At 70.6% G+C, this 24,578-nt stretch carries 23 protein-coding genes and 1 pseudogene; 13 read left to right on the forward strand and 11 right to left on the reverse strand.

Going from position 1 to position 24,578, the window contains the following annotated elements; translation table 11 throughout:
• Positions 1–14: 14 nt before the first annotated feature.
• A complete protein-coding gene (locus tag ACIRR9_RS14830) occupies positions 15–461 on the reverse strand; it encodes an anthrone oxygenase family protein (RefSeq protein WP_403751232.1) in 447 nt (148 codons plus the stop codon).
• A gap of 99 nt (positions 462–560) precedes the next feature.
• On the opposite strand from ACIRR9_RS14830, the gene ACIRR9_RS14835 reads away from it, so the two are divergent.
• Positions 561–1,139 carry a TetR/AcrR family transcriptional regulator gene (locus ACIRR9_RS14835; RefSeq protein ID WP_403751234.1) on the forward strand — a complete coding sequence of 193 codons (579 nt, stop codon included), beginning with the start codon at positions 561–563 and terminating at the stop codon, positions 1,137–1,139.
• Between the two features lie 98 nt (positions 1,140–1,237).
• On the opposite strand, the gene ACIRR9_RS14840 is transcribed toward ACIRR9_RS14835, so the two are convergent.
• The 8 genes and pseudogenes from ACIRR9_RS14840 to ACIRR9_RS14875 all read right to left on the reverse strand — a co-directional run bounded on the left by ACIRR9_RS14840 (position 1,238) and on the right by ACIRR9_RS14875 (position 8,474).
• Positions 1,238–2,458: a metallophosphoesterase gene (locus ACIRR9_RS14840; protein WP_403751236.1), complete on the reverse strand. Its 1,221-nt coding sequence runs from the start codon at positions 2,456–2,458 to the stop codon at positions 1,238–1,240.
• 117 nt (positions 2,459–2,575) lie between these two features.
• Positions 2,576–3,179, reverse strand: a pseudogene (locus tag ACIRR9_RS14845) (SAM-dependent methyltransferase).
• Positions 3,180–3,307: 128 nt separating this feature from the next.
• Positions 3,308–3,679: a DUF2255 family protein gene (locus ACIRR9_RS14850; RefSeq protein ID WP_403253168.1), complete on the reverse strand. Its 372-nt coding sequence runs from the start codon at positions 3,677–3,679 to the stop codon at positions 3,308–3,310.
• Positions 3,676–4,749 (reverse strand): NAD(P)-dependent alcohol dehydrogenase, encoded by a 1,074-nt coding sequence (locus ACIRR9_RS14855; protein ID WP_403751238.1) that lies wholly within the window; start codon positions 4,747–4,749, stop codon positions 3,676–3,678. The genes ACIRR9_RS14850 and ACIRR9_RS14855 overlap by 4 nt, the downstream gene beginning before the upstream one ends.
• Positions 4,750–4,826: 77 nt before the next feature.
• The gene (locus tag ACIRR9_RS14860; protein ID WP_403751240.1) at positions 4,827–5,711 is read right to left on the reverse strand and encodes an aldo/keto reductase; all 885 of its coding nucleotides are present in this window, start codon (positions 5,709–5,711) and stop codon (positions 4,827–4,829) included.
• Positions 5,711–7,153 (reverse strand): MFS transporter, encoded by a 1,443-nt coding sequence (locus tag ACIRR9_RS14865; RefSeq protein ID WP_403751242.1) that lies wholly within the window; start codon positions 7,151–7,153, stop codon positions 5,711–5,713. The genes ACIRR9_RS14860 and ACIRR9_RS14865 overlap by 1 nt, the downstream gene beginning before the upstream one ends.
• The gene (locus ACIRR9_RS14870) at positions 7,150–7,443 is read right to left on the reverse strand and encodes a hypothetical protein (RefSeq protein ID WP_403751244.1); all 294 of its coding nucleotides are present in this window, start codon (positions 7,441–7,443) and stop codon (positions 7,150–7,152) included. Before ACIRR9_RS14870 ends, ACIRR9_RS14865 begins: the two co-directional genes overlap by 4 nt.
• The gene (locus ACIRR9_RS14875) at positions 7,440–8,474 is read right to left on the reverse strand and encodes an alcohol dehydrogenase catalytic domain-containing protein (RefSeq protein WP_403751246.1); all 1,035 of its coding nucleotides are present in this window, start codon (positions 8,472–8,474) and stop codon (positions 7,440–7,442) included. Before ACIRR9_RS14875 ends, ACIRR9_RS14870 begins: the two co-directional genes overlap by 4 nt.
• 200 nt (positions 8,475–8,674) lie before the next feature.
• On the opposite strand from ACIRR9_RS14875, the gene ACIRR9_RS14880 reads away from it, so the two are divergent.
• Together ACIRR9_RS14880 and ACIRR9_RS14885 are read left to right on the forward strand one after the other, a co-directional pair.
• The gene (locus tag ACIRR9_RS14880) at positions 8,675–9,589 is read left to right on the forward strand and encodes a helix-turn-helix transcriptional regulator (protein ID WP_403751248.1); all 915 of its coding nucleotides are present in this window, start codon (positions 8,675–8,677) and stop codon (positions 9,587–9,589) included.
• Between the two features lie 107 nt (positions 9,590–9,696).
• Entirely contained in the window at positions 9,697–10,716 is a 1,020-nt protein-coding gene (locus ACIRR9_RS14885; protein WP_403751250.1) for an aldo/keto reductase, read from the forward strand.
• Between the two features lie 467 nt (positions 10,717–11,183).
• Here ACIRR9_RS14885 and ACIRR9_RS14890 read toward each other — a convergent pair whose 3' ends face one another.
• Entirely contained in the window at positions 11,184–12,143 is a 960-nt protein-coding gene (locus ACIRR9_RS14890; protein ID WP_403751252.1) for a LysR family transcriptional regulator, read from the reverse strand.
• A gap of 370 nt (positions 12,144–12,513) precedes the next feature.
• On the opposite strand from ACIRR9_RS14890, the gene ACIRR9_RS14895 reads away from it, so the two are divergent.
• From ACIRR9_RS14895 to ACIRR9_RS14940, 10 genes are all read left to right on the forward strand, one after another.
• Positions 12,514–13,866 (forward strand): aminotransferase class V-fold PLP-dependent enzyme, encoded by a 1,353-nt coding sequence (locus tag ACIRR9_RS14895; RefSeq protein ID WP_403751254.1) that lies wholly within the window; start codon positions 12,514–12,516, stop codon positions 13,864–13,866.
• Between the two features lie 289 nt (positions 13,867–14,155).
• Positions 14,156–15,088 (forward strand): L-tyrosine/L-tryptophan isonitrile synthase family protein, encoded by a 933-nt coding sequence (locus ACIRR9_RS14900; protein ID WP_403751256.1) that lies wholly within the window; start codon positions 14,156–14,158, stop codon positions 15,086–15,088.
• A gap of 12 nt (positions 15,089–15,100) precedes the next feature.
• On the forward strand, positions 15,101–15,919 hold the full coding sequence (locus tag ACIRR9_RS14905) for a TauD/TfdA dioxygenase family protein (protein ID WP_403751258.1): 819 nt from the start codon (positions 15,101–15,103) through the stop codon (positions 15,917–15,919).
• Between the two features lie 47 nt (positions 15,920–15,966).
• The gene (locus tag ACIRR9_RS14910; RefSeq protein WP_403751260.1) at positions 15,967–17,094 is read left to right on the forward strand and encodes an LLM class flavin-dependent oxidoreductase; all 1,128 of its coding nucleotides are present in this window, start codon (positions 15,967–15,969) and stop codon (positions 17,092–17,094) included.
• A gap of 4 nt (positions 17,095–17,098) precedes the next feature.
• Complete coding sequence (locus ACIRR9_RS14915) at positions 17,099–18,313, forward strand: styrene monooxygenase/indole monooxygenase family protein (protein WP_403751262.1); 1,215 nt, start codon at positions 17,099–17,101, stop codon at positions 18,311–18,313.
• A gap of 52 nt (positions 18,314–18,365) precedes the next feature.
• Positions 18,366–19,556 carry an MFS transporter gene (locus tag ACIRR9_RS14920; protein ID WP_403751264.1) on the forward strand — a complete coding sequence of 397 codons (1,191 nt, stop codon included), beginning with the start codon at positions 18,366–18,368 and terminating at the stop codon, positions 19,554–19,556.
• Between the two features lie 20 nt (positions 19,557–19,576).
• Complete coding sequence (locus tag ACIRR9_RS14925) at positions 19,577–20,461, forward strand: sulfurtransferase (RefSeq protein WP_403751266.1); 885 nt, start codon at positions 19,577–19,579, stop codon at positions 20,459–20,461.
• Positions 20,461–21,606 carry an acyl-CoA dehydrogenase family protein gene (locus ACIRR9_RS14930; protein ID WP_403751268.1) on the forward strand — a complete coding sequence of 382 codons (1,146 nt, stop codon included), beginning with the start codon at positions 20,461–20,463 and terminating at the stop codon, positions 21,604–21,606. Before ACIRR9_RS14925 ends, ACIRR9_RS14930 begins: the two co-directional genes overlap by 1 nt.
• Positions 21,607–21,713: 107 nt before the next feature.
• Positions 21,714–22,472, forward strand: coding sequence for an NADPH-dependent F420 reductase (locus ACIRR9_RS14935; protein WP_403751270.1), 759 nt, complete (start codon positions 21,714–21,716; stop codon positions 22,470–22,472).
• Between the two features lie 60 nt (positions 22,473–22,532).
• Positions 22,533–22,997, forward strand: a complete 465-nt coding sequence (locus ACIRR9_RS14940; protein ID WP_403751272.1) for a flavin reductase family protein — start codon at positions 22,533–22,535, stop codon at positions 22,995–22,997.
• 79 nt (positions 22,998–23,076) lie between these two features.
• On the opposite strand, the gene ACIRR9_RS14945 is transcribed toward ACIRR9_RS14940, so the two are convergent.
• Positions 23,077–24,567: a CoA-acylating methylmalonate-semialdehyde dehydrogenase gene (locus ACIRR9_RS14945; RefSeq protein ID WP_403751274.1), complete on the reverse strand. Its 1,491-nt coding sequence runs from the start codon at positions 24,565–24,567 to the stop codon at positions 23,077–23,079.
• Positions 24,568–24,578: the final 11 nt, after the last annotated feature.

Genomic DNA, 24,578 nt, shown 5'->3' on the forward strand with positions numbered 1-24,578 from the left:
AAATGTGGCAGGTCTCAGACGAGGGCGGCGGCGAGCAGGGTGAAGGCGGCGACGAGGACGGCGACGCGGGCGTAGTGGTAGCGGCCCCAGCGGTCCAGCTGCTCCTTCCAGTCGGCGGGCCGGTTCTCGGGGGTCCATGTCTTGTTCCGGTTGTTGATCGGGACGAGCAGCAGTATCGACATGACCACACTGGCGATCAGCAGTCCGGCGGCGGTGACGACGAGTCCGGCGCCGTGGTGGTGCCATCCGGCGATGGCCCAGATCGCGCTGAGGACGAGCGAGCCGATGTACCAGAACGGCATCAGGGTGCCGAGCATCCGGCCGCCGTGGGCGTGGCCGAGCTGGCCGCTGTCCTCGGGAAGCGCGTCCAGGATCCGGTTCATGATGAAGGCGACGGCGAACTCCACCCCCACCATCAGACCGACGACGACGGTGGTGACGACCTCGAGTGCGTTGAGCATGACGATCCCTCCGTTGAGCCGTTGGGCTAGCACTGCTAGCAGGCGAGGCAACACTAGTACTGCTGCCGCTCGTGTGTCTAGCAGTGCTAGGATCGAATCATGTCGGTACAGGAACGCAAGGAACGCGAACGGGCGGCCCGCGAACGCCTCATCGTGGCGACGGCCCGCGAACTCGCCGAGCAGCAGGGCTGGGACGCGGTCACCACCCGCCGGCTCGCCGAGCGCATCGAGTACAGCCAGCCCGTCCTCTACAGCCACTTCCGGGGCAAGCGGGAGATCATCGGCGCCGTCGCCCTGGAGGGCGCCACCGAAATGGCAGCGTTGCTACGGGCCGCGACCCGTGCCGCGGACGGCCCGCGCGCCCGGGTCGCCGCCCTGGCCCGCGCCTACCTCGACTTCGCCGCACGCAACCCGGCGGTCTACGACGCCTTGTTCCAGCTCGACGGCGGCCTGGCCTACGCACGGGAGGACACCCCGCAGCCCTTGAAGGACGCCTTCGCCGCCCTTCTGGAGAGCCTCGGCGAGGTCGCCGGGGACGGTGTCGAACCGGGGCTGTTCACCGAGGTGTTCTGGGCGTCCCTGCACGGCCTGGCGACCCTGACCCGCGCGGGCCGCCTGCTGCCCGAATACGCCGAGCCGAGGGTGGAGCTGCTGGTGGACCGGCTCGCCGTGATCTGACGCGACGACCCGGCCGCTCCCGACCCGGTACCCGCCGGGCGCTCCCGACCCGGTACCTGCCCGGGCGGGTACGACCCGGTACCCGCCCCGGCCGTCGGCTACGCCGAGGCGGGCTGTTGCGGGGAGCGGAGGACGAGCAGGGTGATCTCGCTGGGGGCGAAGACGCGGAACGGCGGGCCCCAGAAGCCGGTGCCGCGGCTGGTGTAGAGGAGGGTGCGGGCGCCGTGGCGGCTGAGGCCGGCCACGACGGGCTGGTCGATGCGGACCAGGTAGTGGAAGGGCCAGATCTGGCCGCCGTGGGTGTGGCCGGAGAGCTGGAGGTCGACCCCGTCCGCTGCCGCCCGGTCGACGAACTTGGGCTGGTGTGCCAGAAGCAGGACGGGCAGGTCGGGGTCGGCGCCGTCCAGGGCTCCGGCGAGGTGGGCGCGGTGGCCTGCCAGTCCGGAGGACTCGGCGGTGACGTCATCCACACCGGCGACCACGAGGGTGTCGCCTCCGCGTTCGAGCAGCAGATGGCGGTTGCGCAGCGGCTCCCAGCCCAGCTCGTCCATCAGGTCGACCCAGCCCTGGGCCTCGCTGTAGTACTCGTGGTTGCCGGTGACGTAGACACGGGCCCGGGTGGCCCGCACGGTGCCGAGCGGGGCGGCCTGGGCGCGGCGGCGTTCGGCCGTGCCGTCGGCGATGTCGCCGGTGTGGCAGACCAGGTCGGCCTCCAGGGTGTTCACCGTCTCGCACACCCGTGCCGACCAGCGGGCGCGGTCGAGGGGGCCGTAGTGGGTGTCGGTGATGAGGACGACGCGGGTGCCGTCCAACCCGGCTCCCAGGCGGGGGAGTCGCACATCGAGTTGGCGCACGCGTGGCACGCGGCGGGCCTCGGCGTACCCCCAGGCGAGGAGTACGGCGGCCACGCCGAGGACGGCCCAGGTGACGATGCGGGCCCGGTCCTGGCTCCCGCCGACGCCGGCCACGGTCAGGGCGAGCCGCAGGAGGACACCAAGCAGAGCGGACCAGGTGAACAGGACCCAGCCGGTGCCCAGCAGGGTGTCACCGACGATCGCCGTCCGGTCCTGCTGGCGCCGGCCGTGGCCGCGCACCATCGCGAGCGGCATACCGACCAGGCCCAGGGCGAACAGGGCGGTGCCTGCCAGGGTGACGGGCAGCGGCCAGTGCTGGCCGGCGTACAGCAGCACCCAGCAGGGCACGGCCCACAGCAGGACCGGGGCGATCAGAGGGATGAAGCGCATCAGGCGCTGCAGTCGGCTCTGCCGTGCCCCGTGCGCCTCACTGTCGACGGGTCGGGTGTTGCTGGTGTCGGTCACGCTTCCCCTCCTTGACCGGGCTGCCGTCGCGCGCACTGTATCCGGTCGTTCCGGGGCCGGGCGGCCACGGGCGGTCGGTCCGCCGGTCCGCCCGCTGCCCTCGGGCGCGTGGGATCCCTACGGTACGCGGGCGACGCCTACGTGGAAGCCGCTCGGTTCCTGGGCGGGCGCCGGTGAGTCCTTGTACCACCCGGTCGCCGTGACCAGCCCCGGAGCCACCAGTTCCAGGCCCTCGAAGAACGGCTCGATGTCGGCCCGCGTACGCATGCGCAGGGGGATCTCGCCCTTGCGGTACGTCGTGGTCACCGACTTGGCGAGGTGCGGGTGCTCGTCGGCGGTGCCGTGGGAGAACATGAGGTAACTGCCCGAGGGCAGCGCGTCGAGCAGCGTCCGCGTCAGACCGTAGGGGTTCTCGTCGTCGGTGATGAAGTGCATCAGCGCGATCATCGACAGCGCGACGGGCCGGTCGAAGTCCAGGAACGAACGGGCATGGTCGAGGATGGCTCCCGGCTCCCGTACGTCGGCCGGCCAGCCAGGCCGCCGCGCGGTGCATGAACGCCCGGTTGCGCATGGCGTTGAGGCGTGCCTCCGGTGGCAGCTTCGCGGCCACCTCCTCATCGACCGGGTAGTTGTCCTTGCCGCCCAGCAACCAGTCGTTGACACGTGCAGGGTGAGGCCTGCTCGTGTCGATACGACCTTCGGAGGAGGGGCCTGCCGTCATGCATGACTCCAGCGTGTACCAGATCGCCGGACAACTCACCGAGGCGGTAGAGGTGTTGAGATGGTGCCATTGGCCAAGGACTCGCGCGGAGTTGTGGCTCGATGGTCACACGCTCGACGCGAGGGGAGTCAGCGCGGTTCGAGACGGAGGGTGGATTCGCGGGCGCGGTCGGTCAGGACGTGCTCGACGATGCTCGTGTACCGGCCGTACTTCTTCCGGTAGGCGGCGTCCACGGCCGCGTACTCGCCGGGATCGGCCGGGCGGAAGGTCACGTCCCGCCGCACGCCGCCGGCGGCGACGCGGCCCCGGAGCCGGGACCGGACGCCCCGGTACCAGGGGCCTGCGGTGCCCTTGACCGAGCGTACGTAGACATGGTCGCCGGAGCGGACGACCCACATGGTCACGGGGTCGCGCAGGGTGCCGTCGGCGCGTTCGGACTCCAGGTCCAGCTCTTCCGCAGCGCCGACCTTCGCAAGGTCCGCGTCGTTCCAGTGCGTCATGGTCCTTCCTCTCCCTTGGCGAAGGTCGCGCCGTCGACCACGAACCGGTAGCGGACGTCGGAGGCGAGGATCCGCTCGTAGGCGGTGTCGATGTGCTGGGCGTCGATCAGTTCGATCTCGGCGGTCACACCGTGCTCGGCGGCGAAGTCCAGCATCTCCTGCGTCTCGGCGATGCCGCCGAACAGCGAACCCGCGTAGGCGCGGCCGTTCTGCAACAGCGAGAAGACCTCCAGCGGCATCGGCTGCGGGGTCACGCCGACGCTCACCATGGTGCCGTGCAGGCGCAGCACGCCGAAGTGGTCCTTGAGCGACACCGGTGCGCTGACGGTGTTGAGGATGATGTCGAAGGTGTTGGCGAGGTCGGTGAAGGCGGAGCCGTCGCCCGTGACGGCGTAGTGGTCGGCGCCGAGGGCCGTGGCGGCGTCGCGCTTGCGGTCGGACTGCGAGAGCACGGTGACGTCCGCGCCCATGGCCTTCGCCATCTTCACTCCGAGGTGGCCGAGGCCGCCGAGACCGACGACCGCGACCTTCGTGCCCGGGCCGGCGCCGTACCGCTTGAGCGGGGCGTAGACGGTGATGCCGGCACACAGCAGCGGGGCCGCGGCCGCCGGGTCGAGGCCGTCGGGAACGCGGACGACGAAGTCCTCGGGAGCGACGATCGCCTCCGAGTAGCCGCCCTGGGTGTGGGCGCCGGGCTCGGCCGGGTCGGGGCTGCCGAAGATCAGGGTGTGCCCCTTGAGGCAGTACTGCTCCTGCCCGGCCCGGCAGTTCTCGCACTCGCGGCAGGAGTTGACCATGCAGCCGATGCCGACCAGGTCGCCGACCCGGTGGCGGGTGACCGCGGAGCCGGTCTCGGTGACCCGGCCGACGACCTCGTGGCCGGGGACGAGCGGGCTGGCCGGCAGCGGGCCGAACTCGCCGCCGACGAAGTCGATGTCGGAGTGGCAGATGCCGCAGTACAGGATGTCGAGCCTGACGTCGTGGGGGCCGACATCACGGCGCTCGATGGTGACGGGGACGAGTGGCTGACGTATGGCGTGGGCGCCGAACGCCTTGACGGTGGTGGGCACGGTGAGTCTTTCTGAGTCTTTCTGAGTCTTTCCGAGGGATCGGTTGTCCGGCTGTCCGGTTGTTCCGGGCAGCCGGGTCAGGCTTCGGGGATGGTGCGGCCGTAGGCGGCGAGGGTGATGTTCTCGGGCTCGGGGCCGCCGCGGCGGCCGGTCTCCAGTGCGTCGAGGGCAGTGAGCTCCCCGGCGGTGAGCTCGAAGTCGAAGACATCGATGTTCTCGGCGATGCGGGCGGTGCTGGTGGACTTGGGGATGACCGAGCGGCCCTGCTGGACGCCCCAGCGCAGCAGCACCTGGGCGGGGCTCTTGCCGTGCGCCTCGGCGATGCGGGTGACGGCGGGATCCCGGAGGACGCTCCTGCGGTCCTCGCCGTAGCCCGGGTAGAAGGTGATCCCTCCGATGGGGGACCAGGCCTGGTTGAGGATGCCGTGCCGGTCGTCGAAGTCGAGTACGGCGCGCTGCTGGAAGTAGGGGTGGATCTCCAGCTGGTTGACCGCGGGGACGACGGAGGTGGCGTCGAGCAGGGCGGTCAGGTGGTCGACCATGAAGTTGCTGACGCCGATGGCGCGGACCCTGCCGTCGGCCAGGAGCTTCTCCAGGGCGCGGTAGGCCGCGAGGGTCCGGTCGAAGTCGGACGGCAGGGCCTGGTGCAGGATCAGCAGGTCGATCCGGTCGACACCGAGCTTGGCGGCGCTCTTGTCGAAGCCGTGCAGGGTCTCGTCGTACCCGTAGTCGCTGATCCAGATCTTGGTCTCGACGAAGATCTCGTCGCGGGGCACCGCGGAGTCGCGGATGGCGAGGCCCACCTCGCGTTCGTTGCGGTAGGCGGCGGCGGTGTCGATGTGCCGGTAGCCGAGGTCGAGCGCGGACCTGACGGCGGCCATGGTCTCGTCGGGCGGGGTCTGGAAGACGCCGAGTCCGAGGGCGGGCATCTCGACGCCGTTGTTGAGGGTGAGGGTCTGCATCACAGGGATCTTTCGTCGCGGGTGCCCCGTGCGGGCACGATGAGGATGAGGACGCTCAGGACCGCCAGCGCGAGCAGCACGGCGGAGCCGGTCAGGGCCGTTCCCGAGCGGGCGGCGATGTCGGCGGCCGTGTGGCCGGTGGATACGGCGGCGGCGACTGCGGTGAGGATGCTCAGGCTCAGCGCGCTGCCGATCTGGTGCACGGTGTTGACCAGGCCCGAGCCGGCCCCCGCGTCCGCGGGGGCGATGCCGTCGACGCCGCTGGACGTCAGCGGTGCCAGCGCCAGGCCCTGGCCGGCGCCGATGAGCACCATCGGCAGCGCCACGCCCGTCAGGTAGGGGGTGTGCAGGCCGAGGCGGCTGAGCCAGGCCATGCCCGCCGCGGTCAGGACGACTCCGGTGAGCAGCACCACCGGCCGGCCGGCCTTCTCCAGCAGCCGCGGCACCTGGACGGCGAAGACGAAGTTGACCAGCGTCATCGGCAGGAAGGCGAGCCCGGCCTGCAGCGGCGTCCAGTGGTAGACGCTCTGCACGAACTGCGCGGTGAAGAAGAAGAAGCCCATCATCGCGCCCATGTAGAGCATCCGGGTGAGGTACGCCCCACTGCGCGCCCGGCTGGCGAACAGCCGCAGCGGCACGATCGGCTGCGCGGCCCGCCGCTCCACCCTGACGAACGCACCGAGCATCCCCGCGCCGGCCACCAGCGGCACCAGGGTGCCGGGAGCCGTCCAGCCGAGGTCGGCGGCGTCCACGATGCCGAGGACCAGCGCGGTCGAGCCCAGCGTCGCCAGCAGCGCCCCGGCGAGGTCGAAGCGGACTCGACGGCGCTCGGTCTCGGGCAGGAGCCGTGCCGCCGGCACCAACAGCACAAGGCCGACCGGGACGTTCAGGAAGAAACCGGCCCGCCACGACACCAGGTCGGCGACCAGCCCGCCGACGACCAGGCCGAGAGCGGCGCCGAGACCGGCGACAGCGCTGTAGGCGGCCATCGCCCGGTCACGGGCCCTGCCCTCGGCGAAGCTGCGGGTGAGCAGGGACAGGGCGGAGGGGGCCAGGACGGCGGCGCCGACGCCCTGGAGCGCCCGGGCGCCGATCAGCCACCACTGGGTCTGCGCGGCGCCCACCAGGAGCGAGGCCAGCGAGAAGGCGACCAGGGAGCACAGGAACACCCTGCGGTGCCCGAACAGGTCACCGGCCCGGGCTCCCAGCAGCAGCAGTCCGCCGAAGACCAGGACGTAGGCGTCGGTGATCCAGGACAGGCCGGTCTCGGAGAACCCCATGTCGGAGCGGATCCGCGGCAGCCCGGTGAAGACGATCGAGTTGTCGAGGATGACCATGAAGTAGCTGACGCAGATGATCGCGAGGATCAGCGTCGCATGGGCCGGAGCGCCGTTCGGCCGCTCCACCGCGGGTACCGGCGCACGCCGCGCGGCAGTGGTCATCGCGTCACCGACCTGGTCACCGGCTTCCCGGCGCCGGTTCGGGTGATCGTCCCGCCGCCGGTTCCGGAGGTCGCTTCCGCGTCAGTTCCGGTGATCGCCTCGGTGTCGGTTCCGGAAGTCGCTCCGGTGTCGGTTCCGGAAGTCGCTCCGGTGTCGGTTCGGGAGGTCGCTCCGGTGTCGGCTCCGGTGATCGTCCCGCCGCCGGTTCCGGGGATCGCCCGGACGGCGGCGGAGGTGCCGTCGAGGCGCACGGGGGCGGCCGCCGTGCCGATCGCACGCTGTCCGTTCACGGCCGTACCAGCACCTTGAGCGCCTCGCGTGCGTCCATGGCCCGGTAGCCCTCGGCGACCTCGTCCAGACCGACGGTGCGGTCGAAGACCCGGCCCGGCTCGATACGGCCTTCCAGGATGTCGGGGAGCAGCTCGTCGATGTAGGCGCGGGCCGGGGCGGGGCCTCCGGTCAGGGTGATGTTGGGACCGAAGAGGCTGCCGAAGCCGACCGGGGCCTCTTCGTACTGGGGCACGCCCACGCGGCTGATGGTGCCGCCGGGGCTGACCACGCCGTACGCCTGCTCGTAGGCGGGCCGGTGTCCGACCGCTTCGAGGACGATCGGGCTGCCGCCGCCGGTGAGCTCACGTACCTTCTCGATGCCCTCGCCGCCGCGCTCGGCGACCACGTCGGTCGCGCCGAACGCCCGGCCGAGGTCGGTACGGGCCCGGTGCCGGCCCATGAGGACGATCTGCTCGGCGCCCAGCCGCTTGGCGGCGAGCACGGCGAGCAGGCCGACGGCGCCGTCCCCGATCACCGTGACGGTGCTGCCGCGCCGCACCCCGCCGCGGACGGCGGCGTGATGACCGGTGCCCAGCACGTCGGACAGGGTGAGCAGGGACGGGATGAGCGCGTCGTCGGCGCCGACCGGCAGCCTGACCAGGGTGCCGTCGGCCAGCGGCACGCGGGCCGCCTCGCCCTGACCGCCGTCGACACCGCCCCTGGCCCAGAATCCGCCGTGCTCGCAGGAGGTCTGCAGCCCGGCCCGGCAGAATGCGCAGGTGCCGTCCGAGTAGGCGAACGGAGCGACGACGAGGTCCCCCTTCTTCACCGTCCGGACTTCGCTGCCGGTCTCCTCGACCACGCCGATGAACTCGTGGCCCATGCGAACGGGGCCCTCGGAGCCGGACATGGAGCGGTAGGGGTGCAGGTCGCTGCCGCACACGCAGGCCGTGGTGATGCGGACCACCGCGTCGGTGGCTTCCTTGAGGGACGGATCGGCGACCTGCCCGACGCGGACGTCGCCGGCTTTGTACATGAGTGCTGCGCGCACGGTGTTCCTTCGGTTCGGTTTCGTGTTCGGGCCGGTTCCGCACGCGCGGTCCTCGGCCTCCTCCAGAGAACCGCGCACAGCCGCACAGGTGGGAGTCACTGCTCTTCCAGGTAATGGCAGTACCTCGCAGGCGCTCGCCGGCCGACCTACCGTGAAGTGGCCGGCACAGATCCACGGCGCCCGATCAGGAGGAGGTCCGCGTGCCCGACAGCGACAAGAAGAACCTGGCCGCCGAGGTGCGCGAGTTCCTGAGCACCCGGCGGGCGCGCATCACCCCGGAGCAGGCCGGGCTGCCGGTCTACGGCGGCGGCAACCGCCGGGTCGCGGGCCTGCGCCGCGAAGAGGTCGCCCTGCTGGCCGGCATGAGCGTCGACTACTACGTCCGGCTGGAGCGCGGCAACCTCGGCGGTGCCTCCGACTCGGTGCTCGAAGGCCTCGCCCACGCACTGCGGCTCGACGAGGCCGAGCGCAACCATCTCTACGACCTGGCACGCGCGTCGACCCTGTCGGGCCGGCGGCCCACGGTGACCGCGTCCCGGGTGCGGCCCACGATCCTGCGGCTGCTCGACGCCATGACCGATGTGCCGGCGTACGTACGCAACGCGCGGTTCGACCTTCTGGCCGCCAACGCACTGGGGCGGGCGCTGTACGCACCGGTCTTCGACTCGCCGCTGTTCGCCCAGCGCGGGCCGGTCAACAGCGCCCGTTTCATGTTCCTGGACCCCGCGAGCAGGGATTTCTGGGCCGACTGGGACAAGGGCGCCGACGATTCGGTGGCCTTCCTGCGCACCGAGACGGGCCGGGCGCCCCACGACAAGGCGCTGACCGACCTGATCGGAGAGCTGACGACGAGGAGCGACGACTTCGCCCGCCGGTGGGCACGCCACGACGTGAAGTTCCACCGCTCCGGCGTGAAGAACCTGCACCATCCGCTGGTCGGCGATCTCGCCCTGCCCTACGAGGCGATGGACCTGCCGTCCGACCCGGGCCTCCGCCTCAACTTCTACACGCCCGAACCGGACTCGCGGGAGCAGGAGGCACTCGGCCTCCTCGCCAGCTGGACGGGCACCGGAGCGGTCGCCACCGCCGGGAACGACCGGCCGGCGACCGACTGACCGGCGACCGGCCGGCGACCGACCGGCCGGCGACCGACCGGCCGGCGACCGACTGACCGGCGACCGACCGGCGATCGACCGACCGCACGAACGAGGAGAACAGCTTCATGCAGTACCGACCGCTCGGCCGCACCGGTGTCCGGGTCAGCCCGCTCTGTCTGGGCGCGATGATGTTCGGCCCCTGGGGCAACGAGGACGTGGCCGACTCCGTACGGATCATCCACCGGGCCCTCGACGCGGGCGTCAACTTCGTCGACACCGCCGACGTCTACTCCGCCGGCGTCTCGGAGGACATCGTCGGCGAGGCACTCAAGGGCCGACGCGAAAACGTCTTCCTCGCGACCAAGTTCTTCATGCCGATGGACCAGGACGACCCCAACCGGCGCGGCGGCTCGCGGCGTTGGATCATGCGCGCGGTCGAGAACTCCCTGCGCCGCCTGGGCACCGATCACATCGACCTCTACCAGGTCCACCGCCCCAGCCCGGACACCGACGTCGACGAGACCCTCGGCGCCCTCTCCGACCTCGTGCACCAGGGAAAGGTCCGCTACATCGGGTCCTCGTCCTACGCCGGCTCCCAGATCGTCGAAGCCCAGTGGGTCTCCCGGGAGCGGCGTCTGGAGCGGTTCGTGACCGAGCAGCCGCCGTACTCGATCCTGGTCCGCGGCATCGAGGAGGACGTCCTGCCCACCGTGCGCCGCCACGGCATGGGCACCCTGACCTACAGCCCGCTGGCCGGCGGGTGGCTCTCCGGCCGCTACCGCAGGGACAACACCTCAGGTCCGGCCTCCGCGGCGCGCCCCGCGGCCCGCTTCGACATGACCAGCCCGGCCAACCAACGCAAGCTCGACGCCGTCGAACAGCTCGCGCTCCTGGCGGAGCAGGCCGGCCTCACCCTGATCGAGCTGGCCGTCGCCTTCGTCGTCAACCACCCCGGTGTCACCTCGGCGATCATCGGACCGCGCACCATGGAGCAGCTGGAGGCGTTCCTGCCCGCCGCCGACATCACCCTCCCGGCCGACGTCCTCGACCGCATCGACGAGATCGTGGCCCCCGGGGTGACCGTCAACCCCGCCGACAACAGCTACGGCGACTTCGAGCTCCGTGCCGACCGGCGGCGACGCTGACACGATCCGGCCCCGAGGCCCGGCTGCTGTCCGAGGGCGCCGCGCGGCACAGCGAAGGGGCCGGGCCCAGCGAAGGACTTGTCGTGAGAGCCCGGGGCAATGGGAAGCCATAGATCGGGAGGCGGACGCCGAGACGACCGCTCAGAAGATCCGTGACCTCGAAAAGGTTGCCGATGTCACGGGCGCCATGGTGATCGCACTTCCCGCTGCGGTTGGCCGCGCCGATGCGGCCATCATCATCGGTCCCCAATGGCGTCGGGGCCGTGCACGACCAGCACCTCACGTCCGGCGCGCAGCGCGCGGGCAGCACAGGCTGTCTCTGCCCGCCGGACAGTGAACTGCCGCCGCGTCATGGGCCGCGGTCAGGACCGTGGTGCGCTGTCGAGTTCGACGTGTATGCGAATGCCGGCTCGGTAACCCCGCGGCTCGGGGCACCGGCCCACCCGTGCGGCCGTTCTCCGGGGCGGTCAGCAGTAGGCCGACTCCACCTCCAGCAGCCGGGTGAAGTTCTGCATGGCGCCGGTCAGTACGCCCTGGCTGTACAGCTGTTTGCAGATGTCCTCAAGGGCTGTGATCTGAGGCTTCTGACGGTTCGCCGCGGGCCAGACGACGCCCAGCGTGCAGTCCGGCAGGTCACGCACCGGCAGGTAGCGGATGTCGGGGCGGGGGTACAGGCGCGCCGCCGCGGACGGCACGAAGGCGATCGCCCCGCCGAAGGAAGCCATCGACAGCAGCGACTCGAACCGGGTGACGTGGTGGCTGGTGTAGCGGACCCGGGAGCCGTCCGGGCGCGGGTCGGCCGCCCAGAAGTCCCGGCCCCCTTGGTCCATCTGCTGGGCCAGGCTGACCACCGGGTAGTCGGTCAGGTCCGCCAGCGTCACCGACGAGTTCCGGGCCAGCGGGTCGGAGCTGGCGACGCACACCACGCGTGGTTCCGTGGCCAACGGCTGGCCGTGCAGGCCGTCGGGTACCGGCAGGTAGGCGAAGGCGGCGTCGATCGCACCGCTCTGCAGCACCGTCATCTGCTCGACGAAGTCCAGCACGTGGATCTCCGGGCCCATACAGGGGTACAGGGCGGGAATCGCGTCCAGCACACTGCGGGTGGCTTCCAGCGCGGCGACGTTCTCGCACACGCCCAGCCTGAGTCGGGTGTCGCCCGTCGCGGAGCGGGACGCCGCGTTGCGCAGATGCTCCGTCGCGGTGACGACGTTCCGCACCAGCGGGAGCAGGGCGTGTCCGGCGGGGGTCAGTTCGACGTGCCGGCTGGTCCGGGCGAAGAACTGCACGCCGAGTCGCTGTTCCAGGGAGCGGATCTGCTGACTGAGTGCCGGCTGCGTGAGATACATCCTGTTGGCCGCCCGCTTGAAGTGGAGCTCCTCGGCCAGCGTGAGCAGGAGCCGGAGTTGGTGAACAGTCGGGTCCTCCATGACTGCTATTCCCCCGTATTCATAATGATTGGTTTAACGCTGTCGGCGATTTTCCAATCGATGAGCCGTTGACCGGCCCTTGGCGCAATGACAGCATGGTTCCCCACTCTAGCGCGGGGCAGGCGCGTGAACCACCAGTTTTCAGTCCATTCCAGAGAGCCGGAATAGTTGATTCTGGGGGTTGAGCGGTTGGCGAAATTTTTAGGAAAACCCGTGGCCACGCCCACGGCCGTGCCGCGACGCCGACCCGACCGTGGCCGCCGCGCCCTTCCGGCGACTGACCCACAGGGTGCGCACAAGGGGAGTCGTCCGCTCAATTCCGTGTACATCGAGTAGCCAAGTCAATACGAAGGGCAATGGGGGGGCCGGTATGGTGACGGAGTCGCGGGTGAGCCCGGGTGCCGGGCGTATTCCGAGTGTCGTGGGCGCGGATCTGCTGGTGCCGCTGGTCGACGGGCGGCAGGTGTCCCACGGCCACCTGGACCACGCGGCGAGCGCGCCGTGTCTCACCGCCGTCCAGCAGGGCGTGAACCGGCTGCTGCCGTGGTACAGCAGCGTGCACCGCGGCTCCGGCTTCACCTCCCGGGTGACGACGCTCGCCTACGAGCGGGCCAGGGCATCGGTGCGCGGCTTCGTGGGCGCCGGGTGCGACGCCTCCGTACTGTTCACCCGCAACACCACCGACGCCCTCAACCTGCTGGGGCGTGCCCTGCCGCCCGACACCGTGGTGTTCCGGTTCTCGGCCGACCATCACGCCGCGCTGCTGCCGTGGCGCGATGCCAAGGTCTGCAGGCTCGGCGTACCGGTCCGCCCGCAGGACGCGATGCGTGTACTCGACGACGCGCTGGCCATCACGTCGAAGGGGCCGAGACTGGTGGTGGTCACCGGTGTCTCCAACGTGACCGGCGAGGTCTGGCCGGTGGCCGAACTGGCGGACGTGGCCCACCGGCACGGCGCGCGGGTGGTGCTCGACGCCGCGCAACTGGTGCCGCACCGGCGCCTGGACGCGGCCGCGCTGGAGGTGGACTGGGTGGCGCTGTCCGGGCACAAGCTGTACGCCCCGTTCGGCGCTGGCGCCCTGGTGGGCGCCCCCGACTGGCTGGCCGCCGCCGAACCCTACCTGGCCGGTGGGGGCGCGACCGCCCGTGTGACGGAGGATGCCGGCCTGGAGAGTGTGACCTGGGCGGACCTGCCCCACCGGCACGAAGCGGGCTCGCCGAACGTGGTGGGTGCCCACGCGATGGCCGTCGCCTGCGACACCCTGTCGACTGCGGGATGGGACGCGATCGGGGAGCACGAGCGGGTGCTCGCCACCCGGCTGCGGCAGGGACTGGCCGGGATTCCCGGGGTCCGCCTGCTCGGGATGTGGGGGCCGGACCACCCGAGCGTCGGCGTCGTGTCGTTCACCGTCGGGGATGGCACCGGTGCGCCGGCCGACCAGGAACTGGTCGCCACCGCGCTCGCCGCGGAGCACGGGATAGGCATCCGGTACGGCGCGTTCTGCGCGCACCAGGCCGTGCGCCACCTGGTGGGCGGCGCCGACGGATCCGCCGGCGCGCTGCGGGCCAGCGTCGGCCTGGGCACCACCGCCGAGCACGTCGAGCGCTTCCTCGGCGCGTTGGCCGATCTGCTGCGCCACGGCCCTCGATGGACCTACCGGCGTTCCGACGAGGGCTGGTGTCCGGTCCCCGACACCCGCCGGGAACCGGAGTTCCTGGGCTGAGATCTGCTCCGGGATATCCATAGAGTTTCCTCTATCGGTCGGCGCTCTTATCTAATCGGTCGGATATTGCAGGGGCACTCCGCCGTATGCAAGCATGAGCGGCATCTTGGAGGATGTCCGAAACCGATGCGTAAATGATCGACGCGGCATCCTTCCCTACGGAAATCCAGAAATGGTCGAAGCGCACTCTCGGCCGATTTCGTGTCCGTATTGTTCAACGGGGGTAATTGAATTGAGTACTGGCCCGATAGAGGCTGACTGTACGGAGTCATCGGAAAAGATCGTCAAGTTGCTGTACCGCTCCCAGCGCACCTGGCTGGCGTCGGTCGGCCGGACCGACGGCCAGGAGTGCGTCTCCGCACCCTGTCACGCCTGTCTTGAGGAGCACCGCGCCAAGCTGGACTACTTCGTCCGCAGCTCACAGCCGATACACCTGATCCTGCCCGCCTTCCCGGCCAAGTCACCCAACCGCACCAAGGTGCTGGGGGAGCTTCCGGACCTGGGCGAGTACATGGGGCTGGACTTCCTCCAGTCGCTGTGCGACTACATCGGTCACTTCCACTCCTCGGGCGCGCGGGTCACCATCTGCTCGGACGGCCATGTCTTCGGTGATGTGGTCGGTGTGACCGACGACGTGGTCACCGAGTACCGGGTGAGCCTCGCGCAGATGATCGAGACGGCCAACTGGCCGTCGCTGGACCTGTACGGGCTGGACGACGCGTTCGGCGGGGTGGACTACCCGTCCCTGCGCAAGGTCCTCGAACACAACTACGCCCCGACGGTGGAGGAGCTGAAGGAAGGCGTACGCACCGACAGCGGAACCAAGGCGCTCTTCAACGGAATCCACCGGTTCATGTTCGAGGACGCCGTGGGCGTCAAGGGCGACAAGGTGTCGCGGACGGCGCTGCGCAACGAGTCCAAGGAACTGGCCTACCGGACGATCAGCCGCAGCAACGCCTGGAGCCGCGTGGTCGCCGAACGGTTCCCGCGTGCCCTTCGGCTCTCCATCCATCCGCAGTCGCCGCACTCGGGAAAGATCGGCGTCCGCCTGCTGCGGACCCAGGACGCGTGGTTGACACCGTGGCACGGCGTGGTGCTCGACGACGGCACCAAGTTCTCCCTGGTCAAGAAGTGGGACGCGGAGAAGGCCGACGCCTCCGTCGTCTGGCGCAACGGCAGGCCGAGTCACTTCGTCGAACCCCATTCGGCCATCACCTCGTAGGAAGGCGATCCCTTGACGAGCTATCCCTGTGGTTCCACCGAGAACACCAAGCTGACGCACACCCCTCTGCGCCCGTTCGGCCGCGTCGTGGAGGCGGCCGGCGGCGGCGCCCGGATCGACGACATCCCCGTCGACACACTCGCGCGCTGGACGGTCGAGTCGCGGGTCCTGGTGCTGCGAGGCTTCCAGTTGATGGCCAAGCAGGAGTTCGCCGACTACTGCCGGCGCTGGGGCGAGGTCCTCGCGTGGGAACCCGGCGAGGTGGTCGACCTGGTGGTCGAGGAGAACCCGAAGAACTACCTCTTCGACAGCGGCGATGTGCCGTTCCACTGGGACGGCGCCTTCGTCGAGGCGAATCCGCGCTACTTCTTCTTCCAGTGCCTGGACGTGACACCGGGCGTGGGCGGGGAGACGGTCTTCTCCGACACCTCGCGGGTCTACCGGGACGCGGACGCCGCGCTGCGCGAGCGCTGGAGCCGGATCAGCATGACCTACTCGACCGACAAGGTCGTGCACTACGGCGGCCAGGTCACCGAGCGGTTGCTCTCCCAGCACCCCGCCACCGGCCTGCCGGTGCTGCGGTTCGCCGAGCCGCTGTCACCGGAGAAGTACAAGAACCCGGTGTACGTCCAGGTCGACGGGATCGACGAGTCCGAGGCGGACGAGTTCCTCACCTCGCTCGCCGAGCGCGTGCACCGCCCCGAGTACTGCTACGACCACGACTGGCAGGCCGGCGACATCCTGATCGCGGACAACTACTCGCTCATCCACGGGCGCAACGCGTTCACCGGTCCCACCAAGCGCCACCTCCAGCGGGTCGAGGTCATCTGAGGCGCCGGCGAGTCCACCACGAAACCACTGGCTGTGAGGAGCGGGGAATGAGAGTAGGACTGGCGTGGGATGCCGTCGGACCCGTCGAGGGCGGGCGGGGTCTGCTCGACCTCGCACGCTCGGCGGACATCGACACGTTCCTCGTGTTCGACCACTTGATCAACGTGTTTCCGCGGCAGGCATGGGACACCGGTTTCAGCTACCTGGCCTCGGCCCTCCCGTCCCCCGATCTGTCGCTCGAATTCGCCACCGTGCTCGGCAACTTCGCGTCGCTTGCCGGGCCGGTGCGGCTGGCGGTGGGGGTCACGGACCCGCACCGCCGGCATCCAGCGGTACTGGCCCAGACCGCACTGACACTGGCGCAGTTCACCGAGCGCCCGCCCGTCATCGGCATCGGCGCGGGCGCGCAGGAGAACCTGAGCCCCTACGGCATCCGCACCGACCACCAGGTGGGCCGGGTCGAGGAGGCCCTGCGGATCCTGCGGATGTTCTTCGACACCAAGGGCCCCTACGACTTCCAGGGCGAGTTCTTCTCCCTGGACCAGGCGGTCATGGACCTGCGTGCGCCCGAAGGCAGCGTCCCGGAGATCTGGGTGGGCGGCAACGGCCCCCGTATGACCGCACTCGCCGGCCGCTACGGCGACGGCTGGCTCCCCTCGGACCTGATGACGCCGGCCGAGTACGCGCGCAGACTGGCCGTCGTACGGGAGGCGGCCGTCGTCGCGGGCCGGGACCCGGACCGGGTGGTCGCCGCGGGCGGCGTGCCGATCCTGGTCGCCGAGACCGACGACGCGGCCCGCGCGCTGACCGGAGCCAAGGCGATCCGGTATCTGGCGCTGCACGCCGGCGCCGCCAAGTGGCGCGAGTACGACGTCGCCCATCCGTTCGGGGCGGACTACCAGGGGCTGTCCCATCTGCTGCCGCACCGGCTGACCCGGGAACAGGTCGAGCAGGCGCTGGCCGTCGTACCCGACGAACTCGTCGCCGACCTGGCGATCGTGGGCAGCCGGCAGACCGTCCTCGACCGGATCGGTGAACTCGTCGACGCCGGAATGCGCCTGCCCGTACTCATCCCCGTCTCGGCACTGGCGTCCCCCGCGGCCGCCGGGTACGCCGTGGAGAGCGTGGCCTGGCTGGCCGGCCGCCTGGGATCCGACTTCGGCACCGGCAGGTGAGGACATGACCGGTATCGGCATCATCGGCTCCGGGATCTCCGGACTGCAGCTGGCGTTACGTCTCCAGCAGCTGGACATACCCGTGACGCTGTACTCCGCGCAGACCGCCGAGGAACTGCGCGCGGCACGGCCGAGGAACTTCCCGGCCCGCTTCGGACCGACACAGGCACGCGAGGAATCGCTCGGTGTGCACGCCTGGCAGTACGACGACGCCCGGGTGCACACCTGGTCCATCACCCTCCACGGCGGGGACACCGACCTCGAGTTCACCGCGGCGCTGACCCCGCCGTCGAGCGTCGTCGACTTCCGCCTCTATCTGCCGCACCTGCTGGAGGAGTTCACCCGGCGCGGCGGGAACGCCGTGATCGGTCCCGTCACGGCGGACCAGGTCGCCCGCCGGCACGAACTGGTCGTGGTCGCCAACGGCGACCGGTCCGTGCGCGAGCTGTTCCCGGCGGACCCCGCGCGCTCGCCCCACAGCACACCGCAGCGCATCCTGTGCAGCGGCTTCTACCACGGGATCCACGAGGACTCGCCGCACACGCTGGACATACACTTCCTGCCCGGCATCGGCGAGATCCTGCGGATACCGTTCCTGTCCCGCTTCGGCCCGGCGCACGTGCTGGCGTTCGAAGCGGTACCCAACGGCCCGCTGGAGGCGCCCGCCCACCTGGACGCCGACGCCGATCCGGCCGGCTTCCACCGCGAGGTGCTGCGCCTGGTGGCCGCGTACGCACCGAGTCTGCGCGAACGCGTCGACACCGCGCGGTTCGGCCTCGTCGCGCCGGGCGAGCTGGCGCAGGGCGGCATCACACCGGTGGTCCGCCGGGGATGGGCCCGGACGGCGGACGGCACCTGTGCCCTGGCCATCGGCGATGCCTGGATCACCAACGACCCGCTCACCGCCCAGGGCGCCAACCTCGGCTCGCACACGGCGTTCGCGCTGGCCGAGCTCATCGCCTCGGCCACCGGGCCCTTCGACGCGGAGTTCTGCCGCGACGCCTCGGCCCGGCTGTGGGACCACGCACGCCATGCCGTCGCGTGGAGCAACGCGTTCCTGGCACCGCCCCCGCCGCACGTGCAGGAACTGCTCGGCCGGGCGGCCGGCGACAAGCGGATCGCGGACGCGTTCGTCAGCCGCTTCCACGACCCGGTCGCCATGTGGGCCGTGCTCTCCCATCCCGACGGAGTGGACTCCTTCGTCAAGAACTGCACCTGAGTCGGAGCGGGCCGCAAGCCCCGTACCAACGACACCGACGCGAAGAGGAAAAATGCCCATCAGTGTCCTGTCCCTCATGCTGTGCGTGTTCGGCATCACCACCGGCGAGTTCGTGATCGCCGGCATCCTGCCGGACGTCGCCGACGGCCTCGACGTCTCCATCCCGGCGGCCGGCCTGCTCGTCACGGCGTACGCCATAGGCATGATCTTCGGCGGCCCGGTGGTGACCGCTCTCACCGCCCGATACCCGCGGAAGAAACTGATCCTGGTCCTGTTGCTGATCGCGGTCGCCGGCAACCTGGCGTCCGCGCTCGCGCCCGACTACGGAGTGGCGTTCCTGGCGCGTGTCGTCACAGCCCTGGTCACCTCGACCTTCTTCGCCAACGCGATCGTCATCGCCACCTCGACCGTACCGCCGGAGAAGGCGGCCTCCACCGTGTCGAAGCTGATCCTGGGCATGAACCTCGCGATGATCCTCGGCGCTCCCCTCGGCACCTACATCGGCAACAGCCTCGGGTGGCGCTCGACGTTCGTCGCCATCGCCCTCACCTGCGCCGTCGGCCTGCTGATGGTGGCACGCTTCGTGCCCGACGTCGCCAACGACACCCGCACCTCGGCCTTCGGCGAACTGCGGGTGCTGCGCGACTCCCCGGTCCAGCTGGCCATCCTGGTCACCGTAGTCGGCAACGCGGGCCTGCTCATTGTGTTCACCTACTTCGCGCCGCTGCTCACCGACGTCTCCGGGTTCTCCGACTCCGCGGTGCCGGTCCTGCTCCTCGTCTACGGCATCGGCGCGACCGCGGGCAACCTCGCCGGCGGCTGGCTCGCCGACCGTGCCCTGATGCCGTCGCTGGTCGGTCTGCTGACCACCCTGACGGTGGCGCTGCTGGGGATGTGGGCGGTCGGTGGCGGCCTCGTGGGCTCCGCGATCATGGTCTTCCTGCTCGGAGCCCTCGGCTTCTCGATCGTGCCCGGCACTCAGGCCAGGGTGCTGGGCACCGCCTCGACGGCACCCACGCTGGCGCTCGCGGTGAACTCGTCCGCCTATCAGCTCGCGGCGGCACTCGCGTCGTGGCTCGGCGGCCGGATCATCGCCTCCGACCTGGGGCTGCGCGCGATCTACCCGGTGGCCGCCGGCATCACCGTCCTCGGCATCCTGACCTGCCTGTTCGCCTGGCAACGGGACCGGCGTACCGCCGCGGCCCCGGACCCGGACACGAACCCCGAGCTCTCGGTGACCTGACAACAGCAAAGGAGCGCACCATGACTCGTGAATCCTCCGTGGTCACCGGAGCCTGGGCGGTGGCCCACCTCGGTGATCCGACAACAGTGTTCGTGGAAACCGGGAACAGCGACGCCGACCATCGGAAGGGACACATACCCGGTGCCGTCTGGATCGGCTGGGACGAGTTCCAGGACGGTCTACGACTGGGTGTCATCGACCGCGGCGCGTTCGAGAAGCTGCTGAGCGCGAAGGGCATCGCCGACGACGACACCGTCGTGCTCTACTCGGTGGACTCCAACCTGCTCGCGGCCCTGACACTCTGGTACTTCAGGCTCTACGGGCACCGGTCGGTGAAGCTCGTCGACGGCGGCCGGGAGAAGTGGCAGCGCGACGGCCACCCCCTCACCTCGGAGGAGACCGTCCGCCCGGCCACCGACTACCACGCCCAGGACCCCGACACCTCGATCCGGGCCACCCGGGACGACGTACTCGCCGCCATCGGCACCCGCAACCTGGTCGACGTACGCACCCCGGACGAATACGCCGGCCGGATCTTTGCACCCGGGTTCGCCGGCGAGGCGTTCGCGCCCGGCAACAACCCGCACGAGGTGGCACAGCGCGCCGGCCATGTGCCCGGCGCCGTCAACCTGGAGTGGGACAAGGCCCTGGACGCGGACGGCGCCTTCAAGTCCCGGCAGGAACTGGAAGAGGTCTACGCTGAGCTGGACCCGGCGCGCGGATGCATCACCTACTGCTGGGTCGGCGCACGCTCCGCGCACTCGTGGTTCGTCCTGAGCGAACTGCTCGGCCGGACCGACGTCAGGAACTACGACGGGTCCTGGGGCGAGTACGGCTCGCTGGTGGGAGTGCCCGTCGAACGCGGCGACACCCCGACGACCCGACACCCCGGAGGAGGTTCGTGATGAGCTCCGGTGTCCTCGATGCCATCGACGCCCTGGCCCCGCACCTGACCGCGGCAGCCCCGCGGGCCGACGCCGAACGCCGGCTGTCCGACGAGACCGTGGCGGCCATGCGCGAGGCGGGTGTGTTCCGCACCGCCACACCCAAGCGGTACGGCGGCGCCGAGGCAACACTGCGCACGCACCTGGAGGTGGCGGCCGCCGTGGCCGCGATCGACGGCGGCGCCGGCTGGCTGACCTCGCTGTTCAACGGCAACAGCTGGTGCGTGGCCCTGTTCCCGGAACAGGCGCAGGACGACGTGTGGGGCGACACCCCCGACACCCTGGTCAGCGGCACCCTCAAACCCAGCGGCCCGGTCCGCCGGGTGCCGGGCGGCTACCGGCTCAGCGGCGCCTGGAGCTACGCCTCCGGCATCTGGCACGCGTCCTGGGTGATCGCGTCCACCGTCCTCGAAGAAGGCCCGGCTGCCTTCCTGGTACCGCGCGAGGACTACGAGATCATCGACGAGTGGCACATGGCAGGCATGCGGTCGACCGGCAGCAACCGCTATGTGATCGACGGCGCGTTCGTGCCCGACCACCGGGTCCTGCGGCTCGGCCCGCTGGTGGCGGGCGCCAACGTCGCCCCGGGGATCGCCTCCTCCTACCGCACCGCCATCGTGCCCTCGCTCGTGCTGATGGTCGCCGGCCCCCAGCTCGGGCTCGGCCGCGCCGCCCTGACCCACGTCATGGAAGCCGCCGGAGACAAGGGCATCGCCTTCACGACCTTCGCCCGCCAACGCGACTCGGTGGCCTTCCAGCTCCAGATCGCCGAGGCCGCCACCGCCCTGGACACCGCCGACCTGCACGCCTACCGAGCCGCCGACGCCCTCGGACGGCACGCCGCCGAGGCCGTCCTCCCCACCGAACTCCAACGCGCCCGCTACCGGGCCGACGCCGCCGTGGCCGTCCGCCATGTAGGCAGCGCCATCGACACCCTCATGACCGCCCACGGATCCAGCGGCCTCGCCGACGCGAGCCCGCTGCAGCGGATCTGGCGGGACGCGAGTGTGGCGGCCCGCCACGGCATGCTCATTCCGCAGGTCAACCTGGAGATCTACGGCGCCGCGCTGCTGGGCGCGGAGAACACCGTGAGCCCGTTCGCATGACACGACCCGGGCGACCGCGCTGACCGCCGAAGACCGTGCAGGACCACTGAAGAACGCTGAAGCGGACTGATGGGCACCGCAGACCACCGAATCGGAGAAACGACATCGTGACCAAGACTCTCGGGCTGATCGGCAGCGGCATGATCGGCGGCATGCTGGCCCGGCTGGCCGTAGCCGCCGGCCTGGACGTGGTGCTGAGCAACTCCCGTGCTCCCGAGACCCTCGCAGGCCTGGTCGCCGAACTCGGCCCCCAGGCCCGTGCGGCCACCCCCGCCGAGGCAGCCGGAGCCGGCGACCTCGTGGTGGCGACCGTCCCGCTGCACGCCTACGACCGCTTGCCCGACGCCGGCCTGGCGGGCAAGACCGTGATCGACACCATGAACTACTACCCGGAGCGTGACGGCCGCATCGCCGAACTGGACACGGGCAAGTCGCCCTCCAGCGTCCTGGTGCAGCGGCACCTGGCGGACTCCCGTGTGGTCAAGGCATGCAACAACATCTTCTTCATCAGCCTGCACGCCCTCGCCCGGCCCGCCGGTTCCCCGGAGCGCACCGCCCTGCCCATCGCCGGCGACCACCCGGACGCCAAGGCCGAGGTCACCGCGCTGCTGGACCTCCTCGGCTACGACACGGTGGACATCGGCACCCTCGCCGACAGCTGGCGCAGCCAACCGGGCACCCCGGTCTACGTCACGCCGTACTTTCCTGGACAGCCGCCGTGGGGAGTGAGCCAGGAGGCGTTCCACCGCTGGTTCCACGAGACCCGGGGGATCCCGGTGAGGACCGGTCTGGTGAGGGACCTGACGGCCGCAGCCGTGCGCGATCACCTGGGGGAGAGGCTCCCGGACACGAGCAAGTACGAATGATCTTCCGGCGCGCCGCGCCGGGAACGGGGGGAGAGAGTGTCGGTTTCGTTCCGGCAGACGATGTCCAGGTTCGCCTCGGGTGTGGTTGTGCTGTCCGTCGGCGGGCCCGATGTCCATGCGATGACCGCGAACGCGTTCGGATCGGTTTCGCTCGATCCTCCGCTCGTGCACTGCTGCGTCGCGCACACGGCGGTGATGCACACCAGTCTCAGCAGCTCACGCGGCTTCGGCGTCTCGATCCTGGGCGCGGACCAGGAGCCGATCGCCCGGTATTTCGCCGACAAGGCCAGGCCGCTGGGCCGGCCCCAGTTCGACGGGGTCGCCTGGGCCCCGGGGCCGCTGACCGGTGCGCCGCTGCTGGCCGGTGCCCTGGGGTGGCTGGAGTGCAAGCTGGTCGAGTCCCGCCCGGCCGGCGACCACTCGCTCTTCCTCGGAGAGGTGCTCTCCTCCACCACCGGAGAGGGAGACACCGCGCTGCTGTTCTACGCCGGGCGGTTCGAGCGGACGGCGGCTCCCCGATCATGACGGACTCCGGTGGTGTGCGACGGGCCAGGCAGCGTCACGCTGCCTGGCCCGTCGCATCGGGGACGCCCCCGAGGTTCGGTCAGTTGGAGGTGGGGAAGTTGAAGCCGGCGGTGACCTGCTGCCTGGGCTCGGGCCAGCGGGTGGTGACGACCTTGGGGCGGGTGTAGAAGCGGACGCCCTCGGGGCCGTGGATCGGGGAGTCGCCGATGAGGGAGTCCTTCCAGCCGCCGAAGGAGTAGTACGACATCGGGACCGGGACGGGGACGTTGATGCCGATCATGCCGACCTTGATACGGCGCTGGAAGCGGCGGGCGGCCTCGCCGGAGCCGGTGAAGAGCGCGGTGCCGTTGCCGTAGGGGTTGGCGTTGATCAGCTCGATGGCCTGGTCGAGGGAGTCGGCGCGGACGATCGCGAGGACGGGGCCGAAGAGTTCTTCCTTGTAGGCGTCCATCTCGGTGGTGACGTGGTCGAGGAGGGAGGGGCCGGTGAAGAAGCCGTCCTCGTGACCGTCGATCTTCAGTCCGCGACCGTCGACGACCACGGTGGCGCCCTGCGCGTGGGCGGCGGTGACCGCGTTCTCGACGCGTTCCTGGGCGGCCTTGGTGACCAGGGGGCCCATCTCGATGCCGGGCTGGTCGCCGGGGCCGACCTTCACCTCGTTCGCCTTGCGGGTGAGGATCTCGACCAGGGAGTCGGCGGCGTCGCCGACGGCGACGGCCACGGAGACGGCCATGCAGCGCTCACCCGCGGAGCCGTAGGCGCCGGCGGTGATGTGGTTGGCGGCGAACTCCAGGTCGGCGTCGGGGAGGACGACGGCGTGGTTCTTGGCGCCGCCGAGGGCCTGGACGCGCTTGCCGTGGGCGGTGGCCTGCTCGTGCACGTACTTCGCGATCGGCGTCGACCCGACGAAGGAGACGGCCTCGATGCCCGGGTGGGTGAGGATCGCGTCGACCGCGTCCTTGCCGCCGTGCACGACGTTGAACACGCCGTCCGGCAGGCCGGCCTTCTTGTAGAGCTCGGCGACGAAGTTCGCGGCGGAGGGGTCGCGCTCGGAGGGCTTGAGGATGAACGTGTTGCCGGTGGCGATCGCGACCGGGTGCATCCACAGCGGCACCATGGCCGGGAAGTTGAACGGCGTGATGCCGGCGACGACGCCGAGGGGCTGGCGGAAGTTGTGGACGTCTACACCGCGCGAGACCTGGTCGGAGAACGAGCCCTTGAGCACGTCGCCGAGGCCGCAGACGTACTCGACGACCTCACGGCCGCGGGTGATCTCGCCGCGGGCGTCGTCGATGGTCTTGCCGTGTTCGGCGGAGATGATCCGGCCCAGCTCCTCCTCGTGGTCGACGAGGAGCTGGCGGAAGTTGAACATGACCTGGACGCGCTGGGAGAGGGAGGAGTCCTGCCAGCTCTCGAACGCGGCGCTCGCGGCCTGGACGGCGGCGTCGATCTCGGAGGCGGCACCGAGGACGACGCGGGCCTGCTCGGCGCCGGTGGCGGGGTTGAAGACGGGGGCGGTGGTCTCGGAGGTGACCTCGGCGCCATTGATCCAGTGCGGGATGGTGTTCACAGCGGGGGTGT

The sequence above is a fragment of the Streptomyces sp. NPDC101234 genome, from assembly GCF_044767525.1.
Taxonomy (GTDB): domain Bacteria; phylum Actinomycetota; class Actinomycetes; order Streptomycetales; family Streptomycetaceae; genus Streptomyces; species Streptomyces sasae.